The organism is Paraburkholderia phytofirmans OLGA172, from assembly GCF_001634365.1.
Lineage (GTDB): Bacteria > Pseudomonadota > Gammaproteobacteria > Burkholderiales > Burkholderiaceae > Paraburkholderia.
The window spans coordinates 220,834-247,243 of the sequence record NZ_CP014580.1; the positions used below are offsets into that span (position 1 = coordinate 220,834).

Consider the following 26,410-nt stretch of genomic DNA (forward strand, 5'->3'; position numbering starts at 1 on the left):
GGACGGCCGCTTCAGTCGCAAAAGCGGAAGTAGCCGCTATGCAGCATGACCGGCTTGGCGCCCACTTCGTCCAGCAACCGCCGCGCCGCCTGTTCGATCGGATAACGATGAGTATCGAACGCGGCGATCAGGTCGTCTTCACGTAACGACGGTGCGCCAAAGTGATCTTCGAGCGCCTCCGCGGTAATCGCGCACTGAACCCGCACGCCGCCGATCTCCGCCGGAAAGGCGATGACCAGATCGCGAGCGCAATATTCCGGACGTTCCTGGGGAAAATGAATATACATGACCGCAGCCTGAAGAAGGCGTGGCTCTTAAGAGGCCGTCACACGAGCGACTGAAATGGCCGCGCGGCAAAGCGAAGAGAGTGCCGCCACGCGTGGCACCCGTCTGTGAACAGAATAGGCCTCGTTTGCCGGTCACCCAATTTTCGCCGGCGATCAGGCTTGACTCAGGTCAAATGGCCTCTTGCGCTCGGCACAGGAAAGCGGACGTCCGCGCGTATGAGAAAGGCGATTGATTTGAATCAACCGCGAGAGCGGCACCGACCCTACACTGAACTCAGAACCTGTCCTGGAGCGTGTCTCGTGAATGCCCCTCACCCGCACTATCTCACTGCAAGCACACTTGCGCTGTTGCTGGCAGCAAGCGGCGCAGCACTTGCCCAGTCCGAGCCGACGGCACTCGTCGATCAACAGCATTGCATGTTCTGCCATACCCGGGACGCGCCTTTTCTCGCACCTTCGTTTCAGCAGATTGCGGACCGTTATCGCGACGTGCCAAACGCCAGTGTGATGCTCGAGCACAAGCTGCGGCTCGGCGGCAAGGCCCACTGGGGCGACATGTCAATGCCGCTGCCCGCGGATCGCGGCGGCCCGTTGACACCGGAAGATGCTCACACGTTGGTCCAGTGGGTGTTGAGTCAATAGCCACCCAGTTCGTTTGCACATGTTCCTGAAATGTACGGAGAATGTCATGCGCCTCACCATCCACCTCGACACGTTCGATCGTGTCAATCCGATGGCATTCGCCATCCTGTGGCTCGACGATGAAACACGTCAATGGTCACGCGAGGGTCATATGGGGCTCGAACTGCCCGAATGGGGTGCCTTGCACGTCGACTGCGGCAACACGCTCGTCTGCGGACCGCACGATTCGACGCCCTGCTGCGTACTCGAAGGGCTTGATCTGAACGCCACGTCTGGACCATTCGAGGGCGAGACCGGACGCGCACAATGGTGCTCGGATGCGAGCAGATCGTTGATGACGGGACACTGGCACGTGCAATGTGTCGACAACGAGAACACTGAGCCGGAAGACGGCATCTTCGCCGCCGACGATAACCCGTAAGCGTTGTCGACACTGCCACCAGCATGAGGTGCAACCGTGGGAATGATTGCCAATCTTGACGGCGTGCGTCATGCGTACGGACTCTGCTTCGTGCGTGCTCCCTGGGCCTATTTCACGCGCTTGGCGCTCGACCAGCAATGGGGCGATGGCTGGGAGCGCGCGCCTTATGAACGGCACGCCGCGCCCCCTTACACCGACAGTCCCGAGCAGGTTCTGACCGTTGCCTTCGATGGTCCGCTGTATACGCCCGATCTCGGCTACGACGGCAAGGAGCGCAGCGTCAACGAAATCAATCGCGGCGAGACGCCGTGGCTACGCACGCAAAGTTTTGTCGGCAACGCACCGATTCACATCATGGCGGGCATCACGCTCGAGTCATTTGTGGAGCAGGTTGAACTCGCGGGCGGCCACGTGTTTGCGCCGCTCGGCTGGGGCGCTTTGCGGCTCGAACCGAGAGAGCGCGCGGCATCATCAGATACGCCGACTCCGGCATGCGGCACGGTCAAAGCCTGAAGCGGGCAACAACAACGTAGGCACACGCGTCACGCGCGAAGGGCTAAGTGTCGTCTGCGGTCGTTGGCATCAGCAGGACGACGAAACTGGCGACGCCGGCAACCAGTGCCAACGCGCCATAGTGGATAAAGGCTGGACTGTCGAACAGCAAACCGCGGATGGTTGCACCCAAACCCGCCAATGCCATAAAAACGGCCACCGCCGCCAGAATGATTCTGGGTTCTGCCTGGACCATCATGTCCCCCTATGCACAGAGCACGCGATTCCGTACCCGCGTGACAATCGCCAACAGTCAATGATGAACTCATCATCGCCCCGCCGGAAGTATTGCGATTGATTTGCATCAAGCACCGGCCGCTCTCCCCTCAGTCCTTCCCTTGATGTGTATCAACCGCCCGATCGGGCGTGCGGTCATAGTTGACCTGCACGCACGCATCTGCACCACGGCCATCAAGAGCCTTCCTTCAAGCGACTCGCCGTTTCAGGCCTCGCCCTATCCTTGACTTTTATGTGAGGAGACACTGGATGTCTACCATCGGGCTTAATCAACTCAACACTACGACGCCGCAAATCCCCGCGCTCAAGCACGCAAGCATCGACGGCATGGAGGCTTACCATGCGCTCGTGGCCGAGGCCGAGCGCGATCACGAAGCGTTCTGGGCGCGGCTTGCCAGAGAGCATCTCGAGTGGCGCCGGCCATTCACGAAAGTCCTGAACGAGGCAAACGCGCCGTTCTATCAATGGTTCGAAGACGGCGAACTCAACGCGTCATACAACTGCCTGGATCGCAACCTCGCCAACGGACTGGCCGGCAAAACGGCCATCGTGTTCGAGGCGGACGATGGCAAGATCAGGCGCGTCACTTATCAGGAGCTCTATCACCGCGTGTGCAGACTCGCCAACGCGCTGCGCGCGCGCGGCGTGAAGAAAAGCGACCGGGTGGTGATTTACATGCCGATGTCAGTCGAAGGTGTCGTTGCCATGCTGGCGTGTGCACGCATCGGCGCGCCGCACTCCGTCGTGTTCGGCGGCTTTTCCGCCAAATCGCTACATGAACGGATGGTCGATGTCGGCGCGGTGGCCGTGGTGACGGCCGACGAACAGATGCGCGGCGGCAAGCCGCTGCCGCTTAAGACAATCGTCGACGAAGCCCTTGCGATGGGCGGCGCCGAAGCCGTCAAAACGGTCGTCATCTATCGGCGTACCGGCGGCCGGATCCCCTGGATCGCCGGACGCGACACGTGGCTGCACGAGCTCGAACGAAACCAGCCTGATACCTGCGAGCCGGAATGGGTCGGCGCCGAACATCCGCTATTCGTGCTGTACACATCAGGGTCAACTGGCGCGCCTAAAGGCGTTCAGCACAGCACCGGTGGTTATCTGCTGTGGGCCGGCTTGACGATGAAATGGACCTTCGACATCAAGCCGGCCGATGTCTTCTGGTGTACCGCCGATATCGGCTGGATCACCGGTCACACGTATATCTGTTATGGCCCGACCGCAGTAGGTGCAACCCAGGTCATCTTTGAAGGCGTGCCCACCTATCCGAATGCAGGCCGCTTCTGGGACATGATTCAGCGCCATCAGGTCAGCATCTTCTACACCGCACCCACGGCCATCCGGTCTCTCATCAAGAGCGCCGACGCTGACACTACGGTGCATCCTGACAGCTTCGACCTGAGCAGCTTGCGCATTCTCGGCACGGTCGGCGAGCCGATCAACCCAAGCGCATGGAACTGGTACGCCGAACATGTCGGCGGTGGCCGCTGTCCGGTGCTCGACACGTTCTGGCAGACCGAGACAGGCGGCCACATGATCTCGCCGCTGCCCGGCGCTACCCCGCTCGTACCGGGATCGTGCACGCTGCCGCTGCCGGGCATCGATGCGGCGATCGTCGACGAAACCGGCCATGAAGTCGCCAACGGACAAGGCGGCGTGCTTGTCATCCGCAAGCCGTGGCCGTCGATGATCCGCACGATCTGGGGCAATCCTGAGCGCTTTCGCAACGGCTACTACCCCGACGAACTCGGCGGCAAGCTGTACCTCGCCGGCGACGGCGCGATTCGCGACCGGGACACAGGCTACTTTACGATCACCGGTCGTATCGACGACGTGCTGAACGTCTCCGGCCACCGCATGGGCACGATGGAAATCGAGTCGGCGCTGGCGGCCAATCCGCTCGTCGCCGAGGCTGCGGTTGCCGGGCGTCCGGATGAAACGTTCGGCGAAGCCATCGTCGCCTTCATCGTTCTGAAGACGGCACGGCCCACCGGTGCTGAGGCAAAACGCGTAGCGGACGAGTTGCGCGCCTGGGTCGGCAAGGAAATCGGTCCAATCGCGAAACCGAAAGACATCCGTTTCGGCGACGCAATGCCCAAGACCCGCTCCGGCAAGGTCGTGCGCCGCTTGTTGCGTTCAGTTGCAAAAGGCGAAGCGATTTCACAAGACACGTCGACCGTCGAGAATCCCGCCGTGATTTCCCAGTTCGCCGATTCGATCTGAACAGTTCGGCGGTCCGGCGCTCAGACGTTCAAACGTTCGATCGTGTTGTGGCCGATGCGCGGCGCCCGTCTTAAGGACAGCCGCGCAATCGACCTCTACTTCTGTTTGCATGAGGAATTCATCATGAATATCAAAGCCCCTAATCCCGCTTCACTCGGCCTCGCCGGTTTTGCCTTGACGACCTGGTTGCTCAGCATGATCAACGCCGGCTGGTTCAGCGGCGATTCGATGGGCATGGTGCTCGCCGTCGCTTTCGCTTATGGCGGCACCGCGCAGATGCTCGCCGGACTCATGGAAATACCGCGCGGCAATGGTTTCGGCGCGACAGCCTTTCTGAGCTATGGCGCCTTCTGGTGGTCGTTCGCCCTCTTCGTGCTGTTCCTGCACGGCACCGTGCCCGCAGCGTTCGTCGGCTGGTATCTGTTCCTGTGGGGCATGTTCACGCTTTATATGTGGGTCGCGACATGGCATGCGCCGCGCGCATTGCAACTGGTGTTTCTGTCTCTGTGGATCACTTTCTTCGTGCTGGCTGCGAGCGAATGGACCGGCCTCGTGTGGGTGCACCACGCCGGCGGTTACCTCGGTCTGCTGACGGCGCTGCTGGCTTTCTACCTGTCGGCGGCTGAGATCATCAACGAAACGCATGGGCACACAGTGCTGCCGGTGGGAACCGTCGTTCAGAAGATCGACGTGACCGTAACGGTCACCGAGGGACTCCGCGGCGCTTGAAAGCAGGCGGCGGCCACTGCACCGCCGCTCACACTGATAAAATCTCGGCATGCCGATCAACTATCTTCGAGGATTCACGAAACCTGAGCGCAGTGACGCGGCGAATCTGCGCTTGGGTCGATCGCTAGCTTTCGTCGCCGGCGCGGCCAACGCCGGCGGCTTCCTCGCTGTGGGGCAGTACACATCACACATGTCGGGCATTGTGTCGTCGCTCGCCGACAACCTCGCGCTCGGCGAAATCAACGCGATCGTTACGGGATTGAGTTCTTTGTTGTCGTTCCTTTTCGGGGCCGCCACGTCCGCAATCATGATCAACTGGGGGCGTCGCCAGCAATTGCACAGTCTGTATGCAATGCCGTTGATGCTCGAGGCTACGCTGCTCCTCTGCTTTGGCCTGCTTGGAACAAATCTCGAGACCCATCGCGTCCTTTTCGTACCGGCGACCGTCTGTCTTCTGTGCTATGTGATGGGTCTGCAGAACGCCATGATCACAAAGATCTCAAAGGCGGAGATCCGCACGACGCACGTCACCGGTCTTGTGACGGATATCGGCATCGAACTCGGCAAGTTCTTTTACTGGAATGTTGGAGCAATGGATGGGAGTACCGTCCGCGCAGATCGCGAGAAACTGCGCATCCTCGGATCGCTCCTATTGTCGTTCCTCGCAGGTGGCCTGACAGGCGCCGTAGGCTTCAAGCACTTTGGGTTCATCTCGACCATTCCCCTTGCTGTCGTACTTCTTACTCTCGCCGCTGTTCCGGTCCTCGACGATATGCTCGCGCAGCGCCGGTAGAGTACTTTTCGCAATGCCCCCTGTTTCGCGCTGCTCGACCGCTGGTCACGTCACGCCGCGGGATTGGGTGACGGGATACGTCGAACAGAAACGTTACCCCTTCCTTGATTGGAACTGAACGGCATCGAATTCATATTGCGCCTAATGGAGGTGCAATTAACGTGGACTGGCTGCGTATCGAGCGCTGCGAACCGCTAGTTATTCGCGTCCGGAATGGCCTTGACGATCATCGAGAATAGCTTGCCAAGATCCTCTTCGAGCTTGACTCCATCGAACGGATCACGGTTGACCCCAAACACCGCGTCAATCTCGGCCCAGTCATCCGTCGTCAGCAAACGTCTCGCAGCAGGCAGAATCACTTCCTCCTCCAGACTCCGGTGTCTCAGGCAGAACTCTGCGTATTCCTGCACCAGGGCGCGCAGCGCAGCAAATGCGGACTCGCCCTTCAGTTCATACCGGGTCAGCGCGTGCTCCAGATCTCGCACCCGCGCGTCACCTTCAGCGTGCTGGGCCTCCAGTTCGTCAAGTACATCGTCAAATTCATCTGTCCGGGCCCGCAACCGAGCAAACAGGTAACGATCCTCCTTCCGATGATGCACCTGCTCCGGATACTCCCGGATGTAGTAAAGCATCGCCCGAAACACCATGAGACCCGGAGCCTTCGACCCAGTTTCCAGCAGGCGGGTAAAACGCAGCATGCCTTCAATAATCGCAGACAACTGCCGGTGCTCATTAAGGATGACTAGTATGGCACTGCGAGGTCCCAGCGGCTGCATATCAAACTCTCCGACCTTCGAAATACACTGACGATTTGATTGCCTGCCACGCATTGACGGCGAGCACCGACGAGAACGTCCTCACTTTCACTTCACTGTGGACGTCCGGCAACGCCTGCGCGTTGATTGAGATCAACCGGCACACTAGGGAAACGCTGATTTATTCAACTCGGCGGTCATCGATGACGTAGCCGAGGACGTTGTAGAAAGAAGTTCAAGGAGCAGACCCACGACGATGAAGCGGCAGATCGGTTTTGCGGAAGCGGAAAGTGCGGGCAAGAAGCGCGTGACCAAGCGTCAACGCTTTCTGGCCGAGATGGAGAAGGTCGTCCCTTGGTCGCGACTGTTGTCGGTCATTGAGCCGCACTATCCGAAGGGCGAGCGAGGCCGGCCGCCGATTGGCCCGGAGCGGATGCTGCGAATCTACTTCCTGCAGCAGTGGTACGGGTTGTCGGACGAAGGTCTGGAAGACGCGCTGTACGACAGCATTGCGATGCGAGCCTTCGCCGGCATTGATCTGGCGGTCGAGAACGTGCCGGATGCGACCACACTGTTGAAGTTTCGGCGTCTGCTGATCGAGCATGAGCTTACGCGGAAGTTGTTCGACGAGATCGGCATCTCGCTGTGTGAGCGTGGGCTGATGATGAAAGAAGGCACGCTGGTCGACGCGACGATCATCGAAGCGCCGCCGTCGACCAAGAACGCCGCAAAGAGCCGCGACCCGGAGATGCATCAGACGAAGAAGGGAAACGAATGGCACTTCGGTATGAAGGCGCACGTTGGTGTCGACGCCGATTCGGGGCTGGTGCATAGCGTGGTGGGCACGGCGGCCAACGTGTCGGATGTGTCGCAGGCCCATGCCCTGCTGCACGGGCATGAGGAGGAAGCGTTTGGCGATGCGGGCTACATCGGCGTGGACAAACGCGACGAGATGAAGGGCAAACCGGTGAAATGGCGCGTGGCGGCCAAGCGCGGCAAGATCAAGGCGATGCAGGAAGGTCCGCTGAAGGACCTGGTGATCGCGGTCGAGCGAACCAAGGCGCAGATCCGCGCGCGGGTCGAGCATCCGTTTCATGTCGTGAAGAACCTGTTCCGTCATCGCAAGGTTCGCTACAAGGGGCTGGCCAAGAACACGGCACAGCTGTTCAGCCTGTTCGCGCTGGCGAATCTGGTGATCGCGAAAAATCAGCTGCTGTCGGCTCATGGGAGCAATCCGTCATGTGTCTGAAAAACGGGAGAAGTGAGGCTTGTTCCCGAGCTAATTTCACCGAAATCGATGCTCATTCACTTCGTCATCCAGAAAATTCCACGCCATCTCGCCTACGACCTGGGCGATTGGTCTATTGATCAGTGTTTCCCTAGAAGTGCGACGTCTATGCATCGATGGAAGGCATTTCGCCGTGGCCGCGTAGCCACGCATGATTGGCGAGCGCGAGCATTTCCGTGTCGCCTCGACTATCACCATACGCATAGAGCACACGCGGTTGACCGTCGACGAACCAGTGTTGCAGTCGTCGCACTTTTTCTGGTCCCCAACAATTCGGCGAAGCCAGGCGGCCGTAAAAGCGGCCGTCACGAAATTCGAGTTCGGTCGCAAGGACCGCGTCGAATCCCGCGCTCGTAGCCCAGGCCTTCAGGTAGAGCGCGGGCGACGCGCTGACCAGTACCAGTAGGTGACCACGACGCTTATGTTCTCCGATCCGCGCGGCCATTTCCGGTCGAACAAGCGCCGGCAATCTTTGAGCTGCGTATCGCTGCGCCGCGTCCTCCAGTTCACACCGGGTAGCGGCACCGATCGTCTCGGCAAGAAAATGCGCTTTCGCGGTGCCCCGGTCGCACGCGCCAATCAACATGCCAGCCAGCCATGGAGCCGCACGAATCGCGCCATAGATCAACCTTCGACTACCGACTGCGTAACGCACAAAATCGGGCAGGCTGTCCGAGGCGGTGATGGTACCGTCGAAATCGAAGGCGGCAACAACCTGATCGCGCCGCGTTGTTCGATAGAGGGCGCAGTCCGGTTTCCAGTCACTTGTCAACGCATATTCCCCGTGTGGCCGAGTGAATAACGCCCGGGCTGCGGCCAGACGGTGAGCCCATGCGGTTCCGCGCCAACCGGAATGGATTTGACGGAGCCGGTTGTCGTATCGATCGCGTAGACAACGTCATCGAAGCGACCGGATAGCCAAAGCATCTTGCCATCCGCGCTGACATTTCCCATGTCGGGACTGCCGCCACCCGGAATCGGCCAGTTCGCGACGACCTTGCGCGTTGCGAAGTCGATCACCGACACGCTGCCCTTGCCATGTTTCGGTCCGTGCACGAGATTGGAGCCGCGATTGGACACATAGAGCCGGGTCCCGTCGCGGCTCGGGTACAGGCCGTGCGTACCGACGCCGGTCTTGATGAAGCCGATCTTGGTGAAGCTGTCGCCGTCGACCACGTAGACGCCGTCGGCCATCATGTCGGCGACATAGAACACCTTGCCGTCCGGCGAGATGCGGATGTCCTGTGGCATGCCCTTCCTGTCGAGTTCGAGATAGCCCACGACCTTGCGGTTGACGAGATCGATCTTGGCCAGCTTGCCGCCGAATTCACAGGTGAAGAGCGCATACTTGCCGTCGATCGAGAAATCTGCGTGATTGATGCCTTTGCACTGGGGCGCTTCGAGACTCGATTTCAGCGCCATCGTGTGCGCATCCCGAAAGTCCAGTCGCGCGTGAGCTTCGGCCACCACGATCGCCTCTTTGCCGTCCGGTGTGAAGTACATGTTGTAGGGATCGTCGACCATGATCTGCTTGCCGGGTTTGCCGGTCTTCGGATCGATCGGGGTCATGCTGCCGTCGGGGCGGCCTTCGGCGTTGTTTGCCACCCACACCGTCTGCAGATCCCATGCAGGGACGACGTGCTGCGGACTGAAGCCGACGTGAAACCTGTCGACCACCTTCAGCGTGACCGGATCGATCACGTAGACGTCGTTCGAACGCAGGTTCGGCACGTAGACGCGCGGCAACGCGCCGGCGACCGCGGGGCTAAGATGGCCGGCGCCCGCTTCGCTGTACAGGTTATCGGGATTCACCACTGGCGGCATGCCGGCCACCGTGGTGACAGCCGACGCGGCCGATGCAGCGCCGGCGGCGCAGAAACCGGCCAGCGCGATGGCGACGGCCGTTGCAACGTGCGAAAAGCGGGGGAAACACAATTGCATGGTGAATTCCGTTATCGAGTGAATGGCTGATCGGGGCGGAAGCGGGCGTCGTCCGAATGCTTCAACGGCTTGCGGTCTCTTTTTTGATGGCATCGATGGTCCGCGAAACGATCGCGTCAATACCCAGTTGACCGAGTTCGACGCTCGAGTGGCGCGGGTCGCCGCCATAGACGCCGTCGGCCGGTCCCAGTTTAGGGCCGGTTCGCAGATGCTCGAGCCGCACCATCTGCGGTGCCACCGCCAGCAGCAGCGAGGTATCCGCGAGTCCCGCATGCGTGCCGATTTCGGCATCGCTGACACCGTGCTGCCGCAGGATCTGCGCGTAGCCGTCCGAACTGGTGCCGTAGTACTCAGGCGGCACGAATGCGCGGGCGTTCGTGCCGGCCCAGCTCTTGTTGAGCTGGGCTACGACGTGTCTGACATCGTTCTGGTAGCCGCCGTGGTCGCCGAGAAAGACGACGTTGGTAAAGCCGTGAACCTTGAAACTGTTCGCGGCAGATTCCAGCGTCTTTTCGAACACGTCGTCCGGCACGGTGATCGTGCCGGGAAAGCGCATGTGCGAAGTCGGTGGAGCGTAGCCACCCTCCGGGACATAGGCGATGACCGGCGCGACGATCGCATTGGCCAAGCCCTCGGCGATCCGCTGCGACAGCACCCTGACGCGTGCATTGTGTTTGCCGAGTGCGACGTCAGGGCCGCTTTGCTCGGTCCCGCCAATAGGGATGATGATGGTGGTCTTGCCCGTCTGAATCTGGTCACGCAGTTCGGTCCAGGTCAGGTCCTCAAGGAATACTGTTTTCGGGGTTTGAGCAAAAACAGTCTGCGTAGCGATGAGCAAAATGACGGATGCGAAAGCTCGTCTTGGTGGAAAGCGCATGGAGGGGGCCTCGTGGGAAGTGCGTACCTCGTTAACGACTATCTGAATAGTACCGAACTGCCGCTTCGATCTCGAACGGCGTCATCCGGCGAGCAACATTGAGCATCTGCTCGCCGATATCATTGCGACGCGTCCCCGACGCGGAGGCCTGCAGTTGCGTCCGGATGTAGACGGCAGACTGCCACACCGACGATTCGGTATTCCGCGCGAATCATGGCTTCCTCTGCAAGCGCCTGCCCGGCAGCAATGCTACGTCGCTCAGGTTGCAACGTCCGCATCACGAACCAGCAGCACCGGGCAGGTCGAGAATCGAAGAAAGCGCTCAGCGACGCTACCTAGCGTCATGCGTTGCATCCCGCGACGCCCATGGGTACCCATCACGACAAGGTCCACGTCGTGCCCCTGTACGTAACGCAGCAAGCAGCTAGCGACGTTTTCGCTGATGTTATCCGTCTCGGCGATATCGACCTTGCACGCAACGTTGCTCTCAGTCGCCTCCTTATGCGCATCCGCCAATATTCGATCGCCTTCGGCTCGAAGCGCCTCGACCATCGCAAACTGGTCGTAATTGGCCGAATAGGCAAACATCGCGAAACGGTCGAGCACATATACCGCCGTCATCGTTCCGTCAGCCAGCTTCGTCATGCGGATAGCTTCCTTGAGCGCACCCTTCGACGCGTTGCTGCCATCCAGTGCCACCAGGATATCTTTGTACATGGCCACACTCCCTCCTAAGCTGGTTACGAATGCCCCCCGCTCGGCAGGTCTCACGACGGATCAACGGCGCGGTCGGCGCAAGGCCTGTTCGAGCCGTCGCTCTGCCGCGTCGAATGCTGCCCGGAGCGCTATGCCCAGGTTCTCATTGAGGCAGTGCTCAACCGCAATCAGGTCATCTGTGCGGGTGATCAGATCGAGGCGCGCGTCATAGAGAAGGCTAGCTGGCTTGCCATGAAACAGACCGTTGCGTATCGCCTCGACGGTCAGGTGGCAACCGGCAAGGTATTCCCTGAACCGTTCTAGGCGCACTAACTGCATGCCAGCCTCAGCTTCGATGGGCGCAGATCCAGCAAAACCGAGATACGTAATCTGCATGCCGACTCCCATCGGTCACCTCCGCAAGAATGCCGCGCGTCGAGCGACGACTCCGACCTCGTCGGGAACTACGCGAGACCGCGCCCCACCCAGGCTGACGGCAATCATAAACTCATCATCTGCGCTTTCCTCGCGCGCGAATTGACTTGTATCAATGGTGTACACGCCATCTGCCGCATCCGCGATGCCTCACGTTTCGCGGATACGGCAGTGCATTTCGCTCGCATTGATTCAAATCAAGCCACTTAGGCGTATCGGGATGAATATGCGTAATCTCGCATCGCCTGAGCGGCTGCGGTTGGCCGGGTAAATCCACCGCCCCGCCACGGCGCAACGACAAAGGTGATGACACTCCGCCGGCGCGCGAATACCGCTAACCTAGCGTAGGATTTGCTTAATGTTGTACCAGTACGACCCCGCCGAAGCGATCGGGGCTAACCAGCAGGAGGAGACAATGCGCGAGATGTCAGACACGCCGTAACGCCCATGACGGCTCGTGGGGCCGGCTGGCTCACGCCGTCGATTCAGAAATCCCGCGAACGCTCCGAAACTCTCGGCTTGAGCGCCGCGACGGGGCCGGACTATGACGTGCTGCTCCTGCACTTCATACCCTTTTCATGCCGTTGACTTACATCAACGGTGCGGGCCGTCCGGCGTCTATAGTCACCTCAGATACGGATGAAGAACCGGTTAAAGGGAGAGGTCCTCAGTTCAATGCGCTCTAACGAATAGGCGGCATAGAATGCCCGGGACGGGCACTGCTTCCTCCGCAAACACAGGGAGCAGCCGTCACGCGAAGCGGCCTGGCAGAAAATTTCAGATGCGGTCATATCATGCCCGGCAAGACATTCATTCTCGATTCGATTCTTGCGACACCGGGGGCACACAACGGCGACGTCACGGGCGCCGTTCGTACGTCACTGCTGTCGACGTTATTTGAAAACGTATGGCCGCTCGTCATGTCGGGGGGCGCCAGCGGTTTCATTGCGCTCGTAGCCGTCATCCGCCTGCATCAAACGTGGGCCGAGCTATGGCTCGCGACGGATATTGGCCTCCTGGTAACACGGGTCGGGATCGCGCGTGCTTACATCGTGCGCAGCCGTACGGATGCGGTTCACCCTGGCCCATGGGCCGTCCGATACGTGCCGGCTTCGCTACTGGCCTGCCTGCTGTTCGGCCTCGGTACGATGGGCTGCATCATGTCCCATGACAGCGAACTGGCGTCGCTCGCCGTGATGGTGACGGCCGGCATTCTAGGCGGAATAGCTTCAAGAAATGCGGCCTTGCCCCGGTTGGCGATCGCGCAGATTTGCCTGGGGGCGATTCCCATTGGACTGGGCGGCCTGCTCGCGTCCCGTAGCGCAATGTGGATTCTGGTGCCACCGCTTTGCCTGTACGTCGTGGCGATGACTTCGGTGGTCAGGCGCCACTATGCGATGCTTGTTGCCCTGATGACAGCCGAACAGAGGCACGCTGAACTCGGGGCCCAATTCGATGCGGTGTTAACCTATATGCCGCACGGGCTGTGCACCATCGACAGCGCCGCGAAGGTAATCATTGCCAATCGCCGAACCGCAGCGCTTTTCGGCGCCCCTGTCGAGATGCCGAAGCTCAATGTCCCTCTCCCTGAGTTTTTTGGTCAGTTAGGGCTCTCGAAGTATGGCGAAACGCTCCGGAAGCAGCTTGTCGAGCGGTGTACGACATGGCTGTTGGAGAAACACGGTCCGCTTGACCTGAATCTCAATGATGGCCGCCAGCTCGAGATGACTCGCAATCCGGTGCCTGACGGCAGCGCTGTGATCATCATCGAAGACGTGACGCAGCGTAGGAACACCGAGGCCAGAATTCTTCAATGGGCCCGTCACGACGTGCTGACAGGTCTGCCGAACCGACGCTACCTGCGCGAACAACTGGAGTGGAAACTTTCCCGGTGCGCGGACGATCACGATCCGGCATTGGCGGTGATGTATCTCGATCTGGACAGCTTCAAACAGGTGAATGACGGCTTTGGCCACGCGGCGGGCGACGAAGTACTGAAAATGGTGGGGGAGCGCTTGCGACGGACGCTGCGACAAGGGGAGCTGGTGGCACGGCTCGGCGGCGACGAATTCGCCATTGTCCTTGAGACCTCAACCATGTCCTCCACCGCCGGACTTGCGCAGCGCATTATCCAGCAGCTATCCGAACCCTATGCGCTATCAGGAGGCGCGACGGTGAAAATTGGCGTGAGCATTGGCATTGCCTTCGCAACAGAACACGAGCCCCTTGAACTGTTGAAGAAGCGGGCTGATGCGGCCTTGTACGACGCAAAGAAAGCGGGCAAAGGAGTATTTCGTTTTTGGGCCATGGACGCAGTCGCGAAGTAGAGCAGTGCCGCTAGCAAGTCTGATCTCGGCACACGGAAGCATGCCGCGGACGAACGTAATGGTCGCGCGATTGAAGTTGCCTTATTTGGATGTGGGTCAAAGCCAGTGCTCGCGGTCACGATACGTACCTACCATTGTTGGTTTTCTTTCACTCGTCGTCGCGCTCTTCGCCTCTTTCACATTATTGGAATCGTCCGGCCCAATTTTCTCAGTGCCGCAACCACGGCAACGCCGGCGCAGGCTGCTTGGCGGCGCTATCGCACTGAGAATAGGTATCTGGACGATTCACTTTGTGGGCGTGACGGCGCAGCTCACAAAGAGACGTCCACACATCGCAGGTGACGCGGGGACGGCCGGAAACACACACCAGGAACCGCCCTCATGCCTGAAGAATACGATCGTCAATGGCCCGGTCGAGGTGCAACCTTCCAGTCGCACATAGCGGCCGTGCGTTGCGAACACCCGACCAATCTGCGTCACGCGCGCTGGCATGGAAAGCGTAGGCGCAAGCCATTTATCCACGAGAGATCGTAGGGAAACGCAGTTGCTGTTCATGACGTGCTCCTGAAGTCCGGTTGGACTGCGACGGAAAGTCGCTCCACGGGTCCATGAATTTATTATTGGACAGACGCCCCCGAAGTTAAATCAGAGCAGCCCGAGAATGACGTAGCCGAACGTCATGCTCTGTAGGCATTCGCCTACAGAGCGCCTGCCGCGTGGCGCGTGTAACTCAAACAACCTCAAGGGGCGTACCACCCTGAGCGCTTTCGATGTGGCGGGCTATCTGGACACGAAGAATAGCTGCACCTTTCATCTTGACGTGACGGACAGGAGTCGTCGCAGAGCTTCGCGCGCTGGTGCGAGTGTACGGGATCAAGCCGAGCAAACTGGTGGGACTCAAGCGCGGCAGGTCGCCGGCTCCGCCCAGATACTGCCACCCGGAAACCGTGCAGACGTGGACCGGTCGGGGGCCGCGCCCGCGATGGCATGAGGGAAAGGACTCAAAGGAGTTCCTGATCGTTCGCCCCAAGCCTCAGCGAAGCGATGCTGTTGGAGATCGTTAAATTTGCTAGCAGTGTCCATTGAAGCGCTAATGGTGTCCGTTAATTCTGCTAGCGCAGCCGGCCGGTGGCCTGGCACAAGCATCTCTCTCGGTAACGGCTGATTGCTCGATGCGCGGCATCGAAGTTATTTGATAACCGGAACACCGACGCCGGCACCGTTTCCAGGGGCCTGTGGTATAGGCGACAGAATTCGGCTGTCGGATCAAGCCACTCACGTTTCCAGCGTGGAGCCGACACGTCCGCGTCATTCAGCACCAGACATCTGAAGCAGTACGGCATGTAGGGACGGTCCGTGAGCCTGGCCGGTGGCATCTGTATGTGGCTCAACCTGCTGTCATCAAGACGCGCGAGCGTCGCGAATCGCCATAGTGCCGATTGCGAAATCGCCGGGAAAAGTATCCATCCCGCTGTTCCCAATACAGGCGTATCTTCCGAAACGCTGAGTTTCCATAGTGTCCCAACGCTGATCTGATAACGCGTCGCAACCCTGCCTAGCCAGCTTCCGAAAGCTTCTTCATAGAATGGCCTCGGGGCGACCGGCCACGGGCCGCGTTACTGCGTGATTCGGCAGACATGCTCAAGGTGTGTCATGTCGATCAGTTCGTCGCCGTTGCGAATCGCCAGCTCCGCAGCGTTGTTCAGCATCGTAGATATTTCACCGGTTAATCCCCCGCCCGCGCTCAAGACAAACTGCACGATCGCGCGCCAGCACGGGATCTCGAATGGCGTACAACGGGTGGTCGTCTGGGTATGAGGCTTGACCGGGATTCGTAAATATCTGAAGCTTCGGATATTTGCTTTTATCCCGGTCATACCTCGGTATCGGTTTGAAACGCCAATACTGCATCGCGTGTGCTCCGACCAGAGCCATGCTGATCTCCAGATCATTGGCGAGGAGCTTGAGAAGATTCAGGGACCCACGCCGCTCGCGATAGCTGTTGATCTCCATCAAAGCAGTGGCGTAAACGCCCTTTGATGTCGAGTGGCGCATGACTAGCATTAAGGTATCGGCGCAGCGTCTTGCCCGTGCCGTTGGTGTGAAGCAGCAAATCGACTCGCCAATGCCGTTCATAATCTGCTGCGGAGTTTGATATACAGTCTCTGGGACCGCGTAGTGCCATAGCCGTCATCCTTCATGAACACCAGCAGATGTCGACCGTGGTAGAGGGCATGCGGCGCTTCGTGGGTCTGCTGGCAGCAGGTGCGCCCGCTCCGGGCCTCATGGTGTTACGGGCGATGCTCTTTTACATCCGCGAGTACCCTCAGCAGGTGCACCATCCTAAAGAGGATCGTTACCTGTTCACGCCGCTGCGGGATCGGACGGATGAATTTGACCACGTCCTCACGGAACTGGAGTTCCAGCATGCACAAGGTGACGTGCGGTTGAGGAATATCGAGCACGCGCTGACCCGGTATGAATTGAAGAGGGCGCCCGCACTTCGGGAACTTCGAGCCATGGTGGATGCGTATGCCGAGTTCTATGCAGACCATCGGTGTATGGAAGAGACCTTGATTTTGCCAGCCGCCAGACGTCTGCTGACGGAGGAAAACTGGGTGGAAATCGACGCCGCCTTTGGAGCGAATCGCGATCCGTTCGATGGGGTAAAACTTGAAGACGATCTTGGAAAATTATTCTCGATGATCGTCAAAACGATCCCTGAGACGGAAAGTTAGCAGTTCGGCTGTGCGTTGCGATCGGCGGCCGGTCAAGTGATGCAACTGCGGATCAGCAGGATCCGTGGCAGCGTCATTGAACAAAGCGTTTTTTTGAGCACCAAACGCCAGCGCGGGAGGGGATATGCAAGCTGCTCGTCACTTTTACCTGGAACTGCGGCACGCAAGTGTGCCGACCTATGTTGCCAGTTACGTCTTCCCGATCCTGTTGCTGGCGTATGAGATGCATCGGGTGGGCAGGTGGATATTCGATTACGGCATGAACTTCGCGAACTTCAGGTTCATGGGTTACGAGTTTCTGCTGATGCTGGTGTTCGTTGCGCTCCAGGTCGTGTTTGAAGGCCTTTTCCTGATTGGAGCGTGGATGAGCCGGGATCACGATTTCGGACATCGGGTCGCAAATCTCCTCGCGGGTCTCGGCTGTTCGCTAGTCGTCATCGGTTTCGACCTGGCTTTGCAGTACGCGCTGTAGCGTGTGGTCTGCAGAGCCGAACCGGTAGGCTTGTCGGGCACCCGACTGGCGCCGTAGTCGACTCGCGGTTTCGCATAACGGCCAATGCGAAAGGACCTATGCCTCAGCGTCGCCGGAACCCTGATGTCGTATTCTGGATGTCCGCTTCCTGACGGTGCCAGGACAAATTCTCGGTTTCGAAGAGTTTCAGTAAATCGCTCATACTTAGGTTTCCGGGTTAGGCGAAGGAGGGGATCATGTCCGACTACGTCCGTATGTATCGGGGGTTCAAGATTAGCGTTTCGTGCGTGGAACTCTCGCGGGAAAGATATGCGATTGAGTGGGCCGTTACTCCGGATACCAATGAGACGCGCGATCAGATGAAGTATGAGCGAATTCACATTGACACACGCGAGGAACGCAGCGGTCACCAGGAGGAAGTACTTGGCCACGCCCTTGGATTGGCTGAGAGCTTTATCGACGGCGTAATTTCTCGCGGCCATGACGGCAACCGATGACGGCGTGTTGGCGAGCCGTATTCAAAAACATGTCCCAAGGTTCTCGCGTCGAACGGCCGATACCGGGATCACGATTTCGAACATCGGGTTGCGAATCTCCTCGCAGGACGCGGCTGTTCGCTGGTCGTCACCAGTCAACTGGTTCCCCATGCGCCGGCCTATTCGTGATGCGAGCCATTGGCCTCAGTGCGATCAAAACCGCCTGCGAACGGATTGTCCCTGACCCGCATACCTTCTCATAGCGCGCGTCGACGATCAGGCACGGATACGACTCCTCCAGCGGCCGGTGCGCGAACTTCCCCAGCGTTACGTCCAGTCTCTCATTGATCGCGGAACTCGCCGAGGCCGAGAACTGGCTCAGCACGTTGGCGAGGAAAAGGGGGCGCTGCCGCATCAGCGGCTGTCTAAGCGCGAGTTTGATGTATTCATGCGCCTGGCATCCGGTCAGTCGGTAGCAGCCATCGCCGAAGCACTCGGGGTAAGTCCTAAGACGGTCAGCACCCAACGAACGCAAATTCTCGAGAAGATGGAGCTTCCTCACGAAGCAGCGCTGGTCAAATACGCGCTGCTTCACGAACTGGTCGAGGACGACGATATCTGACCGGCAGCACGTTCGCTCTCGCTTCCCCCGCCGCCAACGGACCCGCGCCCCAGTTGGGGCGTCTACCAGTTTCGCACAATCGACCCATGAGGCCGGAAATTAGCAGGTCCGGTAGGACGCCAGTTGCGCGAGACAGTTGATGCACCATCGCCACCTGTGCGCTGCCAGCGGCAGCTTTGACCCATAAGCGAAGATCGGGGTTTTGGCGTCCTGCGGAGTAGCATGCAAAGCTCTGCCGCGGCCCGGCAAAGGAGGCTACCGCGTCTGCGTTACCGCTCGGAGAACAAAATCACCTCGAGCGTTCAGCCGTGCATGCTGACGCTCGCTTTCCTGCCGCTCAAGCGTTATCAGCTGCTGCTTCTGCAAGACGTCCAGTTCGATACGATCGAGATGCAGTGACTCGTTCCCGTTTTTGATAAGCATCAGCGTGGCGAATTCGTGTGGGCTGAGCATGATTCATCTCCGTGGTCGTTCGATTGTCGCAGCAGGCATTCAACATGACGAATAGCCGGTCCGTGCTGGTGGCATGGGGGAACATCGGTGACATCGGCGGTATGGTGGGTGACACGTCCCCGGGACCCGACTGCGTCCATCGCGTCCCTGGAGCGGCAAACCGTCAGGCTAGCGGGGACGACCGTGGGACCATTTGATCCACATCATGTCACCGGTAATGCCAGAAGCCGGTCTTGCTGGTCGCCGCCACGGTTGCACAGGGTGTTCAATCGTCGTCATCCTGGATAAGTTCGTGGAGTACGGTGTAATGCACGAGAGCGTCGTCGGGCAATTGCATCTTCTCACGTGTGTTCGCCCGATGCGTGCTAATCGTCGTTACCGTTACGCCGAGAGTCTGTGCGATCTCCGACAAAGATTGCCCGCATGCGATGCGGAGAAATACATGGAATTCATGGCTGGTCAGGCGCTGGCGGGGGAAATTATGTGTGGCTTCGTCGAACCCCGGCGCTGGGTGTTTCACCCGCCCCGTCCGGGACGGAGAGCTCGATGCCCGTCATCATCACGTCCTGTGGATATGGATGGCGGAGATCCTGCGACACCTCGATACGCAGCGCGGCGCCCTCGGACAACGTGCCGCACGCTTCGTCGGCGAAATGCTCGCGGAAATTTTCCGACGAAAACTGGCTCAGCGCACCACGCCAGACCTCGACCCCGCTGACCCGCACGGCACCGTTCTCCTGCGCGGACATCTCCACCCGAAGCACCAGGTTTCGCACGATGCCTGTTTCACGCATGAGCTTCGATCTCCGTAACGGTCTGCCTGAGCCGCTCCACCTCGGCCACCACGCACCCGGCCACTTCAGCGGCAGCGGACGCAACTTCCGGCGTTATCGGCGCGCCCCGGTCGAAACAGGCGCCTTCAATCGCATAGACGACCATCTCGCGTGGCGCAAGCCGGAGCGCGCGGGCGAGTTCGATCGCCGCGGCAACGCCGAACGCATGGCTCGACGCAAACGACGTCTCCCGCACCAACTGATCCGAGGCGAGGTCGATCCGGTGGATGCAGCCCGGCATCGCCACGGGCGCGGCTGCATCCACGCACACCAGCGCGTCGAAACCGGCCCAGTCCTCGATCAGCGCCAGCGCATCGCCGCTGCGCACGACGAGCGATACATCGGCCGGCAACCGTCCGGCGACGCTGCGCACGACAAGCGCGCCGACGCCGTCATCGCCTCGATCGGGGTTCCCCATGCCCACGACCAGCATCTTGCGTGGCGCGCCGCACGGATTGAGGGTCCGGGTCATGTCCGGTGCACCGAGAGTTTGAGGAAGTGAGCGGAACACGAGATGCAGGGATCGTAATTGCGGATACTCCGTTCGCATCGATCCCGCAGCACGTCGTCAGGTTGATCCAGCGCGGCTGTCGCGACAGCCATCAGGTCAGCCTCGATACTCGGCTGGTTCTGCGAGGTCGGCGGCACGATGCGCGCCTCCACGATCGCCCCGTCTGTATCGAGGCGATATCGATGCCAGCAGATCCCGCGGGGCGCCTCGGTACAGCCGAAGCCCGTGCCCGCGCGCGGCTCGACCGGCACGGCAGCGACCTCCGGCGCCTCATAGGCCGCGATCAGTCTCAGCGCCTCGTCGCACGCGTAGACCAGTTCGAGCGACCGCACGACGATGCTCCGGAACGGATTCCTGCAGACCGGGCCAAGCCCGGCTTCACGGGCCAGTGCCTGCACGGGCTGGGGAAAACGATCGAAATTGACGGCGTAGCGGGCGAGCGGCCCGACCAGATACGCGCCGCGCTGCTTCACCACAGCATGCAGTGCAGTCGAGTGGGCAACGTGCCGCTCCTCGAATTCGGTGTCAAAGTCAGCTATGTCGATATCGATGCCGCGGGTGGAGACGAGCCGCCCATCGTTGAATGGATATTCGTCCGCGTGCCGCAACGCCACGAACTCGTAGTCACGCTCGAATTCCGGAAAGTCGAAGCCCGCCACCCAACGGACCAGATCCACTGCATGGTCGCGGGCACGCTGGAGGCTTTCGGCGACCGGCGCGAGTTCGTCGCGGCCCGGTACACGGTAGAAGCCACCCACCTTCACGTTGACGGGATGAATCTCGCGTCCGCCCAGCAGCCGCATCAATTCGTTGCCGGCTTTCTTCAAGGCAAGGCCCCGGCGGACCGCGTCGCCGTGCTCGCGAGCCATCTGGATCGCGTCCGGGAAACCCAGGAAGTCTGGTGCATGCAGCATCACGACGTGCAGTGCATGGCTCCCGATCCATTCGCCGCAGTAGATCAGCCGGCGCAGCGCACGCAGCTGTCCGTCGACCTTGATGCCAAAGGCGTTCTCGAGCGTATGGGCCGCACTCATCTGATAGGCGACCGGGCAGATCCCGCAGATGCGCGCCACAATGTCGGGCGTTTCTGCGAAACCCCGCCCGCGCAGCAATGCTTCGAACAGGCGCGGCGGCTCGAAGATATTGAGCTGCGCCGAGGTCACCTGCCCGTCCTTGAGATGCAGATCAAGCGCGCTCTCCCCCTCGACGCGGGTGAGATAGTCAACCCGGATCGTCTTCGTCGCCATGAGCCTCGCTCTCCTTCAGAAACTCGGGTGCCGTCGCATTGAAGGTGCGTAACGCGTGCCGGATATCCAGCGGTCTCGCGCCGAGCGCCTGCCATTCGCGTGTCAACGCACCCATATTCGGCGTCTCCATCGGGCCATAGCAACCGTAGCAGCCACGCCGGAAAGCCGGGCAGATCGCGCCGCACCCGGCATGCGTCACCGGCCCGAGACACGGCGTGCCCTGCACCATTACGCACACCGTGCCGCGCTGCTTGCACTCCACGCAGACACTGTGACTCGCGATCGCCGGCTTGCGGCCGGCGAGAAATGCCGAGATGACCTCGATGAGCTGCATCTTGTTGATCGGGCAGCCACGCAACTCGTAGTCGACCGGCACGTGTGCGGAGATCGGTGTCGAGGTAGCAAGCGTCGTGATGTATTCCGGTGACGCGTAGACTGCGGCCACGAACTCGCGTACGTCCGCAAAATTGCGCAACGCCTGGATCCCACCGGCTGTCGCACAGGCGCCGATCGTGACGAGATGTTTCGACTGGCGCCGCACCGCCTGAATGCGCTCGGCGTCGTGCGGTGTGGTGATCGATCCTTCAACCAGCGAGAGATCGTACGGGCCGGCCCCGATAGCGCTGGACGCTTCCGGGAAGCTGGCGATCTCGATGGCATCGGCAAGCGCGAGGAGTTCGTCCTCGCAATCCAGCAAGGAGAGCTGGCATCCGTCGCAGGATGCGAACTTCCAGACCGCGAGCCGCGGCCGCTTGCGCTGGTTCGTTGCAGGTGCGCCCATCTCAGATCTCCGGAACCGCGAAGATGCCAGCGATTGTATCGAAGCGCATCACCGGCCCATCCTTGCAGATGAATGCAGGGCCGAGCTGACAGTGGCCACACAGGCCGACCGCGCATTTCATGTTGCGCTCCATCGACAGGTAGATACGCTCGGGCGAAACGCCGGCATCGCGCAGCGCATTGATTGTGAAGCGCATCATGAGCTCGGGTCCGCAGACCAGCGCGACGGTCTCGCGCGGATCGAAGGCCGCACGCGCAACCAGCGCCGGCACGACACCGACGTGGCCATGCCAGCCCGCGTCCGCGTGATCGACGGTCACCTCGATCTGGACATCCATCCGCTGTCGCCACCGTTCCAGTTCTTGGCGGTAAAGCAGGTCCTTCGGATTGCGGCTTCCGACCAGAATGACGACACGCCCATAATGGCTCCGGTTGGCCAGCACGTCATAGATTGCCGGGCGCAGCGGCGCGAGGCCGAGGCCGCCGGCTACGATGACGATGTCCGAACCCTCGGCAGCGACGACCGGCCAACCCGTTCCAAACGGGCCGCGCAGCCCGATCGTCGCGCCCGCTTCCAGCCTCGCGAGCGCCGCGCTGACAGCGCCGACGTTGCGAACAGTATGCACGAAAGAGCGCTCATCGCTCCGGTCGCCGCTCATGCTGATCGCCGCTTCGCCAACACCGAACACGTAGAGCATGTTGAACTGCCCCGGCTCAAAAGCAGGTCGTTCCCCGGCGAGTGGTACAAACTCCAGCGTTGTCGTGTCGGCGAGCTCGCGGCGCGCCCGGGCGACGCGATAGACCTGTGGGACGAACGGATCAGGGGCCCGGGCGGCAGCCATCTCAGCGTTTCCCGTAGACATCGAGCAGTTGCAGCCTCGTTGCGTCCAGCCGTTTCACGAAGATCGGCAGAAAGCGCTTCATCAACGCATAGCCCAGATCGTGATCGGCCTCACACTTGTCGCGTAGGCACCGGGCGTCCATGCCGATCGCACGCGTGAGCTCGACGGCCCTGGCATCGAAATTCCAGCGATAAGGCGGAACCAGCCACGATGCTCCCACGATCTCGCCGGCGCCGAGGGTCGCGACCACGATGGGCGCCTGCCCGGGCGCGACGATTTCGAGCGCGACCTTGCCGTGACGAATCAGGAAGAACTCATTCGCGGGCTCGCCTTCCCTGAACAGATAATGCCCCGCATCGAAGCGGTGGTTTCTGGCACAGCCGGAGATCAACCGGCTATGCGCAGAATCGAAACCCGCAAAGAAGGGGTGTTCGCCCAGAATATGCTCAAGCCCCTCCATGTTCATTCTCCTTTGCCGCGGTATGCGTCGCGCGAATCGCGGCGGCTTCCTCCGTGATGTCGATACCGACCGGACACCAGGTGATACAGCGGCCGCACCCGACACAGCCGGATGTTCCAAACTGGTCGATCCAGCTCGCGAGCTTGTGGGTCATCCATTGCCGGTAACGCGAGCGGGCTGTCTTCCGGATGCTGCCGCCATGGATGTAGGAGAAGTCCATGGTGAAACAGGAGTCCCACTTGCGAACGCGCCCGGCGGACCGTCCGGCCAGATCGCTGTGATCCTCGACCGTCGTACAGAAGCAGGTCGGGCAGACCATCGTGCAGTTGCCGCAACTCAGGCACCGTTCGGCCACCTCGTCCCAGCGCGAATGGTTCGGATTGCCTTGCAGCAACTGCTTGATTCCGTCCGTTTCCAGAGTGCGTCCCATCTGGGTCGCCGTGTGTGCGACGACCGCGTCAGCAGCCGCACGGTGCGCGTCCGACGCCGGTCGATGAGGAATCTGCGCCAGAACCTCCGCACCGTTGGTGGTGCCGACCTCGACCAGGAATTCATGGGCGTTTTCGTCAAGCAGTTCCGTTAGCGCCAGATCAAAGCCGGACTCCGCCTTCGGCCCCGTCTGCATCGAAACGCAGAAGCAGGTTCCACCGGCCTGTGCACAATTCACCGCAACAATGAACGCATCCTGACGACGAATGCTGTAAACCGGATCCGGGTAAGGCCCCTCGCAAAAGACCCGGTCCTGGATCGCGATGGCATGGATCTCACAAGAGCGCACACCAATGAACGCGAACTTCGGCGAGGGTTCGTCCGCTGTGGTGATCGCTAGCCCATCTGCTCCGGTTCGCGCTTCCCAGAGCGTCTGGACCGGTGGATGCAAGAAGCGCTTCCACGAATGCGGACCGACGGCGAAACCAAACAGCGCAGCATCATCGCGTCGCGCGAGGCTATAACGCCCCGCCTCCTGACGATCGGTCCACCCTACAGGCAAATCCGGTACGCTCGAGATCCTGTCGTACACGATAGCGCCGTCCCGCACCGTTGGCCCCATCACCTGATACCGGCTGGCGACAAGAACATCGATGAGAGACTGGAGGGCCTCACGGGTAATGACCGCCTTGTCGCCCTTCGACACTGGATGCTCTACCATCGCAGCTCCTTCGAAACTGGACCGTAACCGTGCCCATTGTCTGACTTTAGCAAAGGCCAGAGCGCGTCAGGTGTAACGGTACGCGCAGTCACCCCTTCATCGGCATCATCGTTTCCCCATGCTCTTGAACCCTGGTTCGTGGCGCATCGGGGTGAAGCACTCGCAGCAACAAGATGTTCGGGGCGGTCCTGTTCCACGAAAGTATAAGTTCCCACTGAGGGCAGTGTTACAACAGATTGTTGTGCGCCAATGCCGACATTCTCAGCCGATCTGGGAGTTATCGAATGACGCCTCGTAGGGGCACCATATCCTGCCGCGCAGCCAGAAAACCAGCGACGAACGAGGTGCGCCAGGCATTCCGGACAATCCCCTGGGTAACACGCCCGACGCGATCCTCAAGAAACCCGTAAGGCCAACTGGTACGCAGTGCCACCGACATCGAGTGAAGCCACGACCCTGGCCACGCGTGGGGCCGATCTTCAACGGATAGTCTTCTGCAAGGGCGCAACGCAGCCTCGATCCGGGCAAGGACGTTTCACCAGATCAACCAGAGCGAGTTAGCAGTCTGAATAAAACTACGGCTCCATCAGGGTTTGCCCTATCACTACTTGACCCCGACCAGGCCACTTCGATCGCGTTCTCGCCGGATGAGGTTCAGGGCGACGTTCCTTCTTTTCCCTGACCTGCGTGTTCCTTACCTAACCCCATAGTCAGCGCGGTGAGTCCGGCCAGGCCGCCGAGCTGCATGGTTTCCACCGCTGAACTCGGGACAATCACAATCGTGGAGTTTTCCTTCAACCCCTCGTACAACATGTTCATCGCCCTGAGATGCAACGCAACGGGATTCTCGACATAGCTCTTCGCCGCATCCGCAAATTTTTCCGCTACCTGTCTCTCCGAATCCCCGAGAATGACGCGCGCCTGACGTTCTCTCTCCGCCTGAGCCTGCATCGACATCGCATCCTCAAGAGCCGATGGAATAAGAACGTCCTTGATCTCCACCGAAATGACATTGATGCCCCATGGCTCGGTGCGTAGATCGATGATCTTCTGAAGTTCGTTACTGATTTTGTCCCTGCCCTCAAGCATGTCGGAAAGCATCGTCTTGCCGATAACGTCACGCAAGGCCGTTTGGGACGCCCAGCCGATGGCGCTGTTATAGTCGGCGACGTCTAGCGCCGCCTTCTTCGGGTCCAGCACTTTCCAGAACAGGACTGCATCGACATCGACCGGCACTGTATCTTTCGTGAGCGTCTTTTCTGCCTTGAAGGAACTGGTAATCACGCGAGTGTCGATCAAATAGGGCACGGTTTCGACAATCGGGATAATGAAAAACAATCCGGGCCCCTTCAGCGCGCGAAAGCGCCCCAACCGCAAAACCACCGCCCTGTCCCACTGATCCGCGATCCTGATCGAGGCAGAAGCGACGAAAGCAACAACGAACGCGACGACAGCCAACGACAGGCTTTCACCATAAGCGCCAAGCGCATACTCGAAGTACGCGAATGCCAGCCCAATGCCAAAAATTACAAGAAAGATCAATCCCGGTAGTGCGTTGGATCTTCTCATTTTTCATTCTCCAAGGATGCACTGGCGTTCGACGCAGGTTCGACGTCTTAT

At 60.1% G+C, this 26,410-nt stretch carries 31 protein-coding genes and 3 pseudogenes; 13 read left to right on the plus strand and 21 right to left on the minus strand.

Annotation, left to right across the window (positions count from 1 at the left end):
- Nucleotides 1-11 precede the first annotated feature (11 nt).
- Complete coding sequence (locus tag AYM40_RS36685) at nt 12-287, minus strand: DUF1488 domain-containing protein (protein ID WP_063501063.1); 276 nt, start codon at nt 285-287, stop codon at nt 12-14.
- 348 nt (nt 288-635) lie between these two features.
- On the opposite strand from AYM40_RS36685, the gene AYM40_RS36690 reads away from it, so the two are divergent.
- From AYM40_RS36690 to AYM40_RS36700, 3 genes are read left to right on the plus strand one after another with little or no spacing between them, the layout of a single operon-like run.
- A complete protein-coding gene (locus tag AYM40_RS36690) occupies nt 636-929 on the plus strand; it encodes a c-type cytochrome (protein WP_063501122.1) in 294 nt (97 codons plus the stop codon).
- Between the two features lie 46 nt (nt 930-975).
- Complete coding sequence (locus AYM40_RS36695; RefSeq protein ID WP_063501064.1) at nt 976-1,350, plus strand: DUF3564 domain-containing protein; 375 nt, start codon at nt 976-978, stop codon at nt 1,348-1,350.
- Between the two features lie 42 nt (nt 1,351-1,392).
- Entirely contained in the window at nt 1,393-1,863 is a 471-nt protein-coding gene (locus tag AYM40_RS36700; protein ID WP_420488530.1) for a hypothetical protein, read from the plus strand.
- A gap of 43 nt (nt 1,864-1,906) precedes the next feature.
- Here AYM40_RS36700 and AYM40_RS36705 read toward each other — a convergent pair whose 3' ends face one another.
- Entirely contained in the window at nt 1,907-2,098 is a 192-nt protein-coding gene (locus AYM40_RS36705) for a DUF2964 family protein (protein ID WP_063501123.1), read from the minus strand.
- Between the two features lie 290 nt (nt 2,099-2,388).
- Between AYM40_RS36705 and acs the strand changes: the two genes are divergently transcribed.
- The 3 genes from acs (at nt 2,389) to AYM40_RS36720 (ending at nt 5,887) form a co-directional block, all read left to right on the plus strand.
- Nucleotides 2,389-4,365: an acetate--CoA ligase gene (gene acs / locus AYM40_RS36710; protein ID WP_082855556.1), complete on the plus strand. Its 1,977-nt coding sequence runs from the start codon at nt 2,389-2,391 to the stop codon at nt 4,363-4,365.
- Nucleotides 4,366-4,488: 123 nt separating this feature from the next.
- The gene (locus AYM40_RS36715; RefSeq protein ID WP_063501125.1) at nt 4,489-5,094 is read left to right on the plus strand and encodes an acetate uptake transporter; all 606 of its coding nucleotides are present in this window, start codon (nt 4,489-4,491) and stop codon (nt 5,092-5,094) included.
- 49 nt (nt 5,095-5,143) lie between these two features.
- Nucleotides 5,144-5,887 (plus strand): YoaK family protein, encoded by a 744-nt coding sequence (locus AYM40_RS36720; protein WP_063501066.1) that lies wholly within the window; start codon nt 5,144-5,146, stop codon nt 5,885-5,887.
- Between the two features lie 194 nt (nt 5,888-6,081).
- On the opposite strand, the gene AYM40_RS36725 is transcribed toward AYM40_RS36720, so the two are convergent.
- The gene (locus tag AYM40_RS36725; RefSeq protein WP_063501067.1) at nt 6,082-6,663 is read right to left on the minus strand and encodes a hemerythrin domain-containing protein; all 582 of its coding nucleotides are present in this window, start codon (nt 6,661-6,663) and stop codon (nt 6,082-6,084) included.
- Nucleotides 6,664-6,898: 235 nt separating this feature from the next.
- Here AYM40_RS36725 and AYM40_RS36730 point away from each other — a divergent pair, with 235 nt between their 5' ends.
- Nucleotides 6,899-7,891 carry an IS5 family transposase gene (locus AYM40_RS36730; RefSeq protein WP_063494418.1) on the plus strand — a complete coding sequence of 331 codons (993 nt, stop codon included), beginning with the start codon at nt 6,899-6,901 and terminating at the stop codon, nt 7,889-7,891.
- 145 nt (nt 7,892-8,036) lie between these two features.
- Here AYM40_RS36730 and AYM40_RS36735 read toward each other — a convergent pair whose 3' ends face one another.
- The 5 genes from AYM40_RS36735 to AYM40_RS36755 all read right to left on the minus strand — a co-directional run bounded on the left by AYM40_RS36735 (nt 8,037) and on the right by AYM40_RS36755 (nt 11,840).
- Nucleotides 8,037-8,702, minus strand: a complete 666-nt coding sequence (locus AYM40_RS36735) for an HAD family hydrolase (protein ID WP_063501068.1) — start codon at nt 8,700-8,702, stop codon at nt 8,037-8,039.
- The gene (locus AYM40_RS36740) at nt 8,699-9,871 is read right to left on the minus strand and encodes a YncE family protein (protein WP_063501069.1); all 1,173 of its coding nucleotides are present in this window, start codon (nt 9,869-9,871) and stop codon (nt 8,699-8,701) included. The genes AYM40_RS36735 and AYM40_RS36740 overlap by 4 nt, the downstream gene beginning before the upstream one ends.
- A 61-nt stretch (nt 9,872-9,932) precedes the next feature.
- Nucleotides 9,933-10,748: a creatininase family protein gene (locus AYM40_RS36745; RefSeq protein WP_063501070.1), complete on the minus strand. Its 816-nt coding sequence runs from the start codon at nt 10,746-10,748 to the stop codon at nt 9,933-9,935.
- A gap of 258 nt (nt 10,749-11,006) precedes the next feature.
- On the minus strand, nt 11,007-11,465 hold the full coding sequence (locus AYM40_RS36750) for a universal stress protein (RefSeq protein ID WP_063501071.1): 459 nt from the start codon (nt 11,463-11,465) through the stop codon (nt 11,007-11,009).
- 60 nt (nt 11,466-11,525) lie between these two features.
- The gene (locus AYM40_RS36755) at nt 11,526-11,840 is read right to left on the minus strand and encodes a hypothetical protein (RefSeq protein ID WP_335341244.1); all 315 of its coding nucleotides are present in this window, start codon (nt 11,838-11,840) and stop codon (nt 11,526-11,528) included.
- 833 nt (nt 11,841-12,673) lie between these two features.
- On the opposite strand from AYM40_RS36755, the gene AYM40_RS36760 reads away from it, so the two are divergent.
- Complete coding sequence (locus AYM40_RS36760) at nt 12,674-14,206, plus strand: sensor domain-containing diguanylate cyclase (protein ID WP_181448480.1); 1,533 nt, start codon at nt 12,674-12,676, stop codon at nt 14,204-14,206.
- An 890-nt stretch (nt 14,207-15,096) separates the two neighbouring features.
- Nucleotides 15,097-15,270 (plus strand): H-NS family nucleoid-associated regulatory protein, encoded by a 174-nt coding sequence (locus AYM40_RS43980; protein ID WP_420488535.1) that lies wholly within the window; start codon nt 15,097-15,099, stop codon nt 15,268-15,270.
- Between the two features lie 48 nt (nt 15,271-15,318).
- Here the strand turns inward: AYM40_RS43980 and AYM40_RS39715 are convergent.
- Nucleotides 15,319-15,750: pseudogene (locus AYM40_RS39715) on the minus strand (hypothetical protein); the annotation flags it as partial.
- A gap of 175 nt (nt 15,751-15,925) precedes the next feature.
- Nucleotides 15,926-16,342 (minus strand): TniB family NTP-binding protein, encoded by a 417-nt coding sequence (locus AYM40_RS36765; protein WP_236721143.1) that lies wholly within the window; start codon nt 16,340-16,342, stop codon nt 15,926-15,928.
- 20 nt (nt 16,343-16,362) lie between these two features.
- Between AYM40_RS36765 and AYM40_RS36770 the strand changes: the two genes are divergently transcribed.
- From AYM40_RS36770 to AYM40_RS36780, 3 genes are all read left to right on the plus strand, one after another.
- Entirely contained in the window at nt 16,363-16,944 is a 582-nt protein-coding gene (locus AYM40_RS36770) for a hemerythrin domain-containing protein (protein ID WP_082855559.1), read from the plus strand.
- A 124-nt stretch (nt 16,945-17,068) separates the two neighbouring features.
- The gene (locus tag AYM40_RS36775) at nt 17,069-17,416 is read left to right on the plus strand and encodes a hypothetical protein (RefSeq protein ID WP_063501075.1); all 348 of its coding nucleotides are present in this window, start codon (nt 17,069-17,071) and stop codon (nt 17,414-17,416) included.
- Nucleotides 17,417-17,652: 236 nt separating this feature from the next.
- Nucleotides 17,653-17,913, plus strand: coding sequence for a hypothetical protein (locus tag AYM40_RS36780; RefSeq protein ID WP_063501076.1), 261 nt, complete (start codon nt 17,653-17,655; stop codon nt 17,911-17,913).
- A 184-nt stretch (nt 17,914-18,097) separates the two neighbouring features.
- Here AYM40_RS36780 and AYM40_RS43140 read toward each other — a convergent pair.
- Nucleotides 18,098-18,265, minus strand: a pseudogene (locus AYM40_RS43140) (transposase); the annotation flags it as partial.
- Nucleotides 18,266-18,268: 3 nt separating this feature from the next.
- Between AYM40_RS43140 and AYM40_RS39720 the strand changes: the two are divergent.
- Nucleotides 18,269-18,514: pseudogene (locus AYM40_RS39720) on the plus strand (response regulator transcription factor); the annotation flags it as partial.
- 255 nt (nt 18,515-18,769) lie between these two features.
- On the opposite strand, the gene AYM40_RS39725 reads toward AYM40_RS39720, so the two are convergent.
- From AYM40_RS39725 to AYM40_RS36825, 10 genes are all read right to left on the minus strand, one after another.
- Nucleotides 18,770-18,967 carry a hypothetical protein gene (locus AYM40_RS39725; RefSeq protein WP_082855561.1) on the minus strand — a complete coding sequence of 66 codons (198 nt, stop codon included), beginning with the start codon at nt 18,965-18,967 and terminating at the stop codon, nt 18,770-18,772.
- A 265-nt stretch (nt 18,968-19,232) separates the two neighbouring features.
- On the minus strand, nt 19,233-19,487 hold the full coding sequence (locus AYM40_RS43985) for a helix-turn-helix domain-containing protein (RefSeq protein ID WP_082855562.1): 255 nt from the start codon (nt 19,485-19,487) through the stop codon (nt 19,233-19,235).
- Nucleotides 19,447-19,761 carry a hydrogenase/urease maturation nickel metallochaperone HypA gene (locus AYM40_RS36790; RefSeq protein WP_063501078.1) on the minus strand — a complete coding sequence of 105 codons (315 nt, stop codon included), beginning with the start codon at nt 19,759-19,761 and terminating at the stop codon, nt 19,447-19,449. Before AYM40_RS36790 ends, AYM40_RS43985 begins: the two co-directional genes overlap by 41 nt.
- The gene (locus AYM40_RS36795) at nt 19,754-20,272 is read right to left on the minus strand and encodes a hydrogenase maturation protease (protein ID WP_063501079.1); all 519 of its coding nucleotides are present in this window, start codon (nt 20,270-20,272) and stop codon (nt 19,754-19,756) included. Before AYM40_RS36795 ends, AYM40_RS36790 begins: the two co-directional genes overlap by 8 nt.
- Entirely contained in the window at nt 20,269-21,558 is a 1,290-nt protein-coding gene (locus AYM40_RS36800) for a Ni/Fe hydrogenase subunit alpha (RefSeq protein ID WP_063501080.1), read from the minus strand. Before AYM40_RS36800 ends, AYM40_RS36795 begins: the two co-directional genes overlap by 4 nt.
- The gene (locus AYM40_RS36805; protein ID WP_063501081.1) at nt 21,533-22,339 is read right to left on the minus strand and encodes an oxidoreductase; all 807 of its coding nucleotides are present in this window, start codon (nt 22,337-22,339) and stop codon (nt 21,533-21,535) included. Before AYM40_RS36805 ends, AYM40_RS36800 begins: the two co-directional genes overlap by 26 nt.
- A 1-nt stretch (nt 22,340) precedes the next feature.
- A complete protein-coding gene (locus AYM40_RS36810) occupies nt 22,341-23,180 on the minus strand; it encodes an FAD/NAD(P)-binding protein (protein ID WP_148662453.1) in 840 nt (279 codons plus the stop codon).
- Nucleotide 23,181: 1 nt separating this feature from the next.
- On the minus strand, nt 23,182-23,640 hold the full coding sequence (locus AYM40_RS36815) for a cyclic nucleotide-binding domain-containing protein (protein WP_063501083.1): 459 nt from the start codon (nt 23,638-23,640) through the stop codon (nt 23,182-23,184).
- A complete protein-coding gene (locus AYM40_RS36820; protein WP_063501084.1) occupies nt 23,627-24,790 on the minus strand; it encodes a 4Fe-4S dicluster domain-containing protein in 1,164 nt (387 codons plus the stop codon). Before AYM40_RS36820 ends, AYM40_RS36815 begins: the two co-directional genes overlap by 14 nt.
- A gap of 654 nt (nt 24,791-25,444) precedes the next feature.
- Nucleotides 25,445-26,359, minus strand: coding sequence for a slipin family protein (locus AYM40_RS36825; RefSeq protein WP_063501085.1), 915 nt, complete (start codon nt 26,357-26,359; stop codon nt 25,445-25,447).
- Between the last annotated feature and the right edge of the window lie 51 nt (nt 26,360-26,410).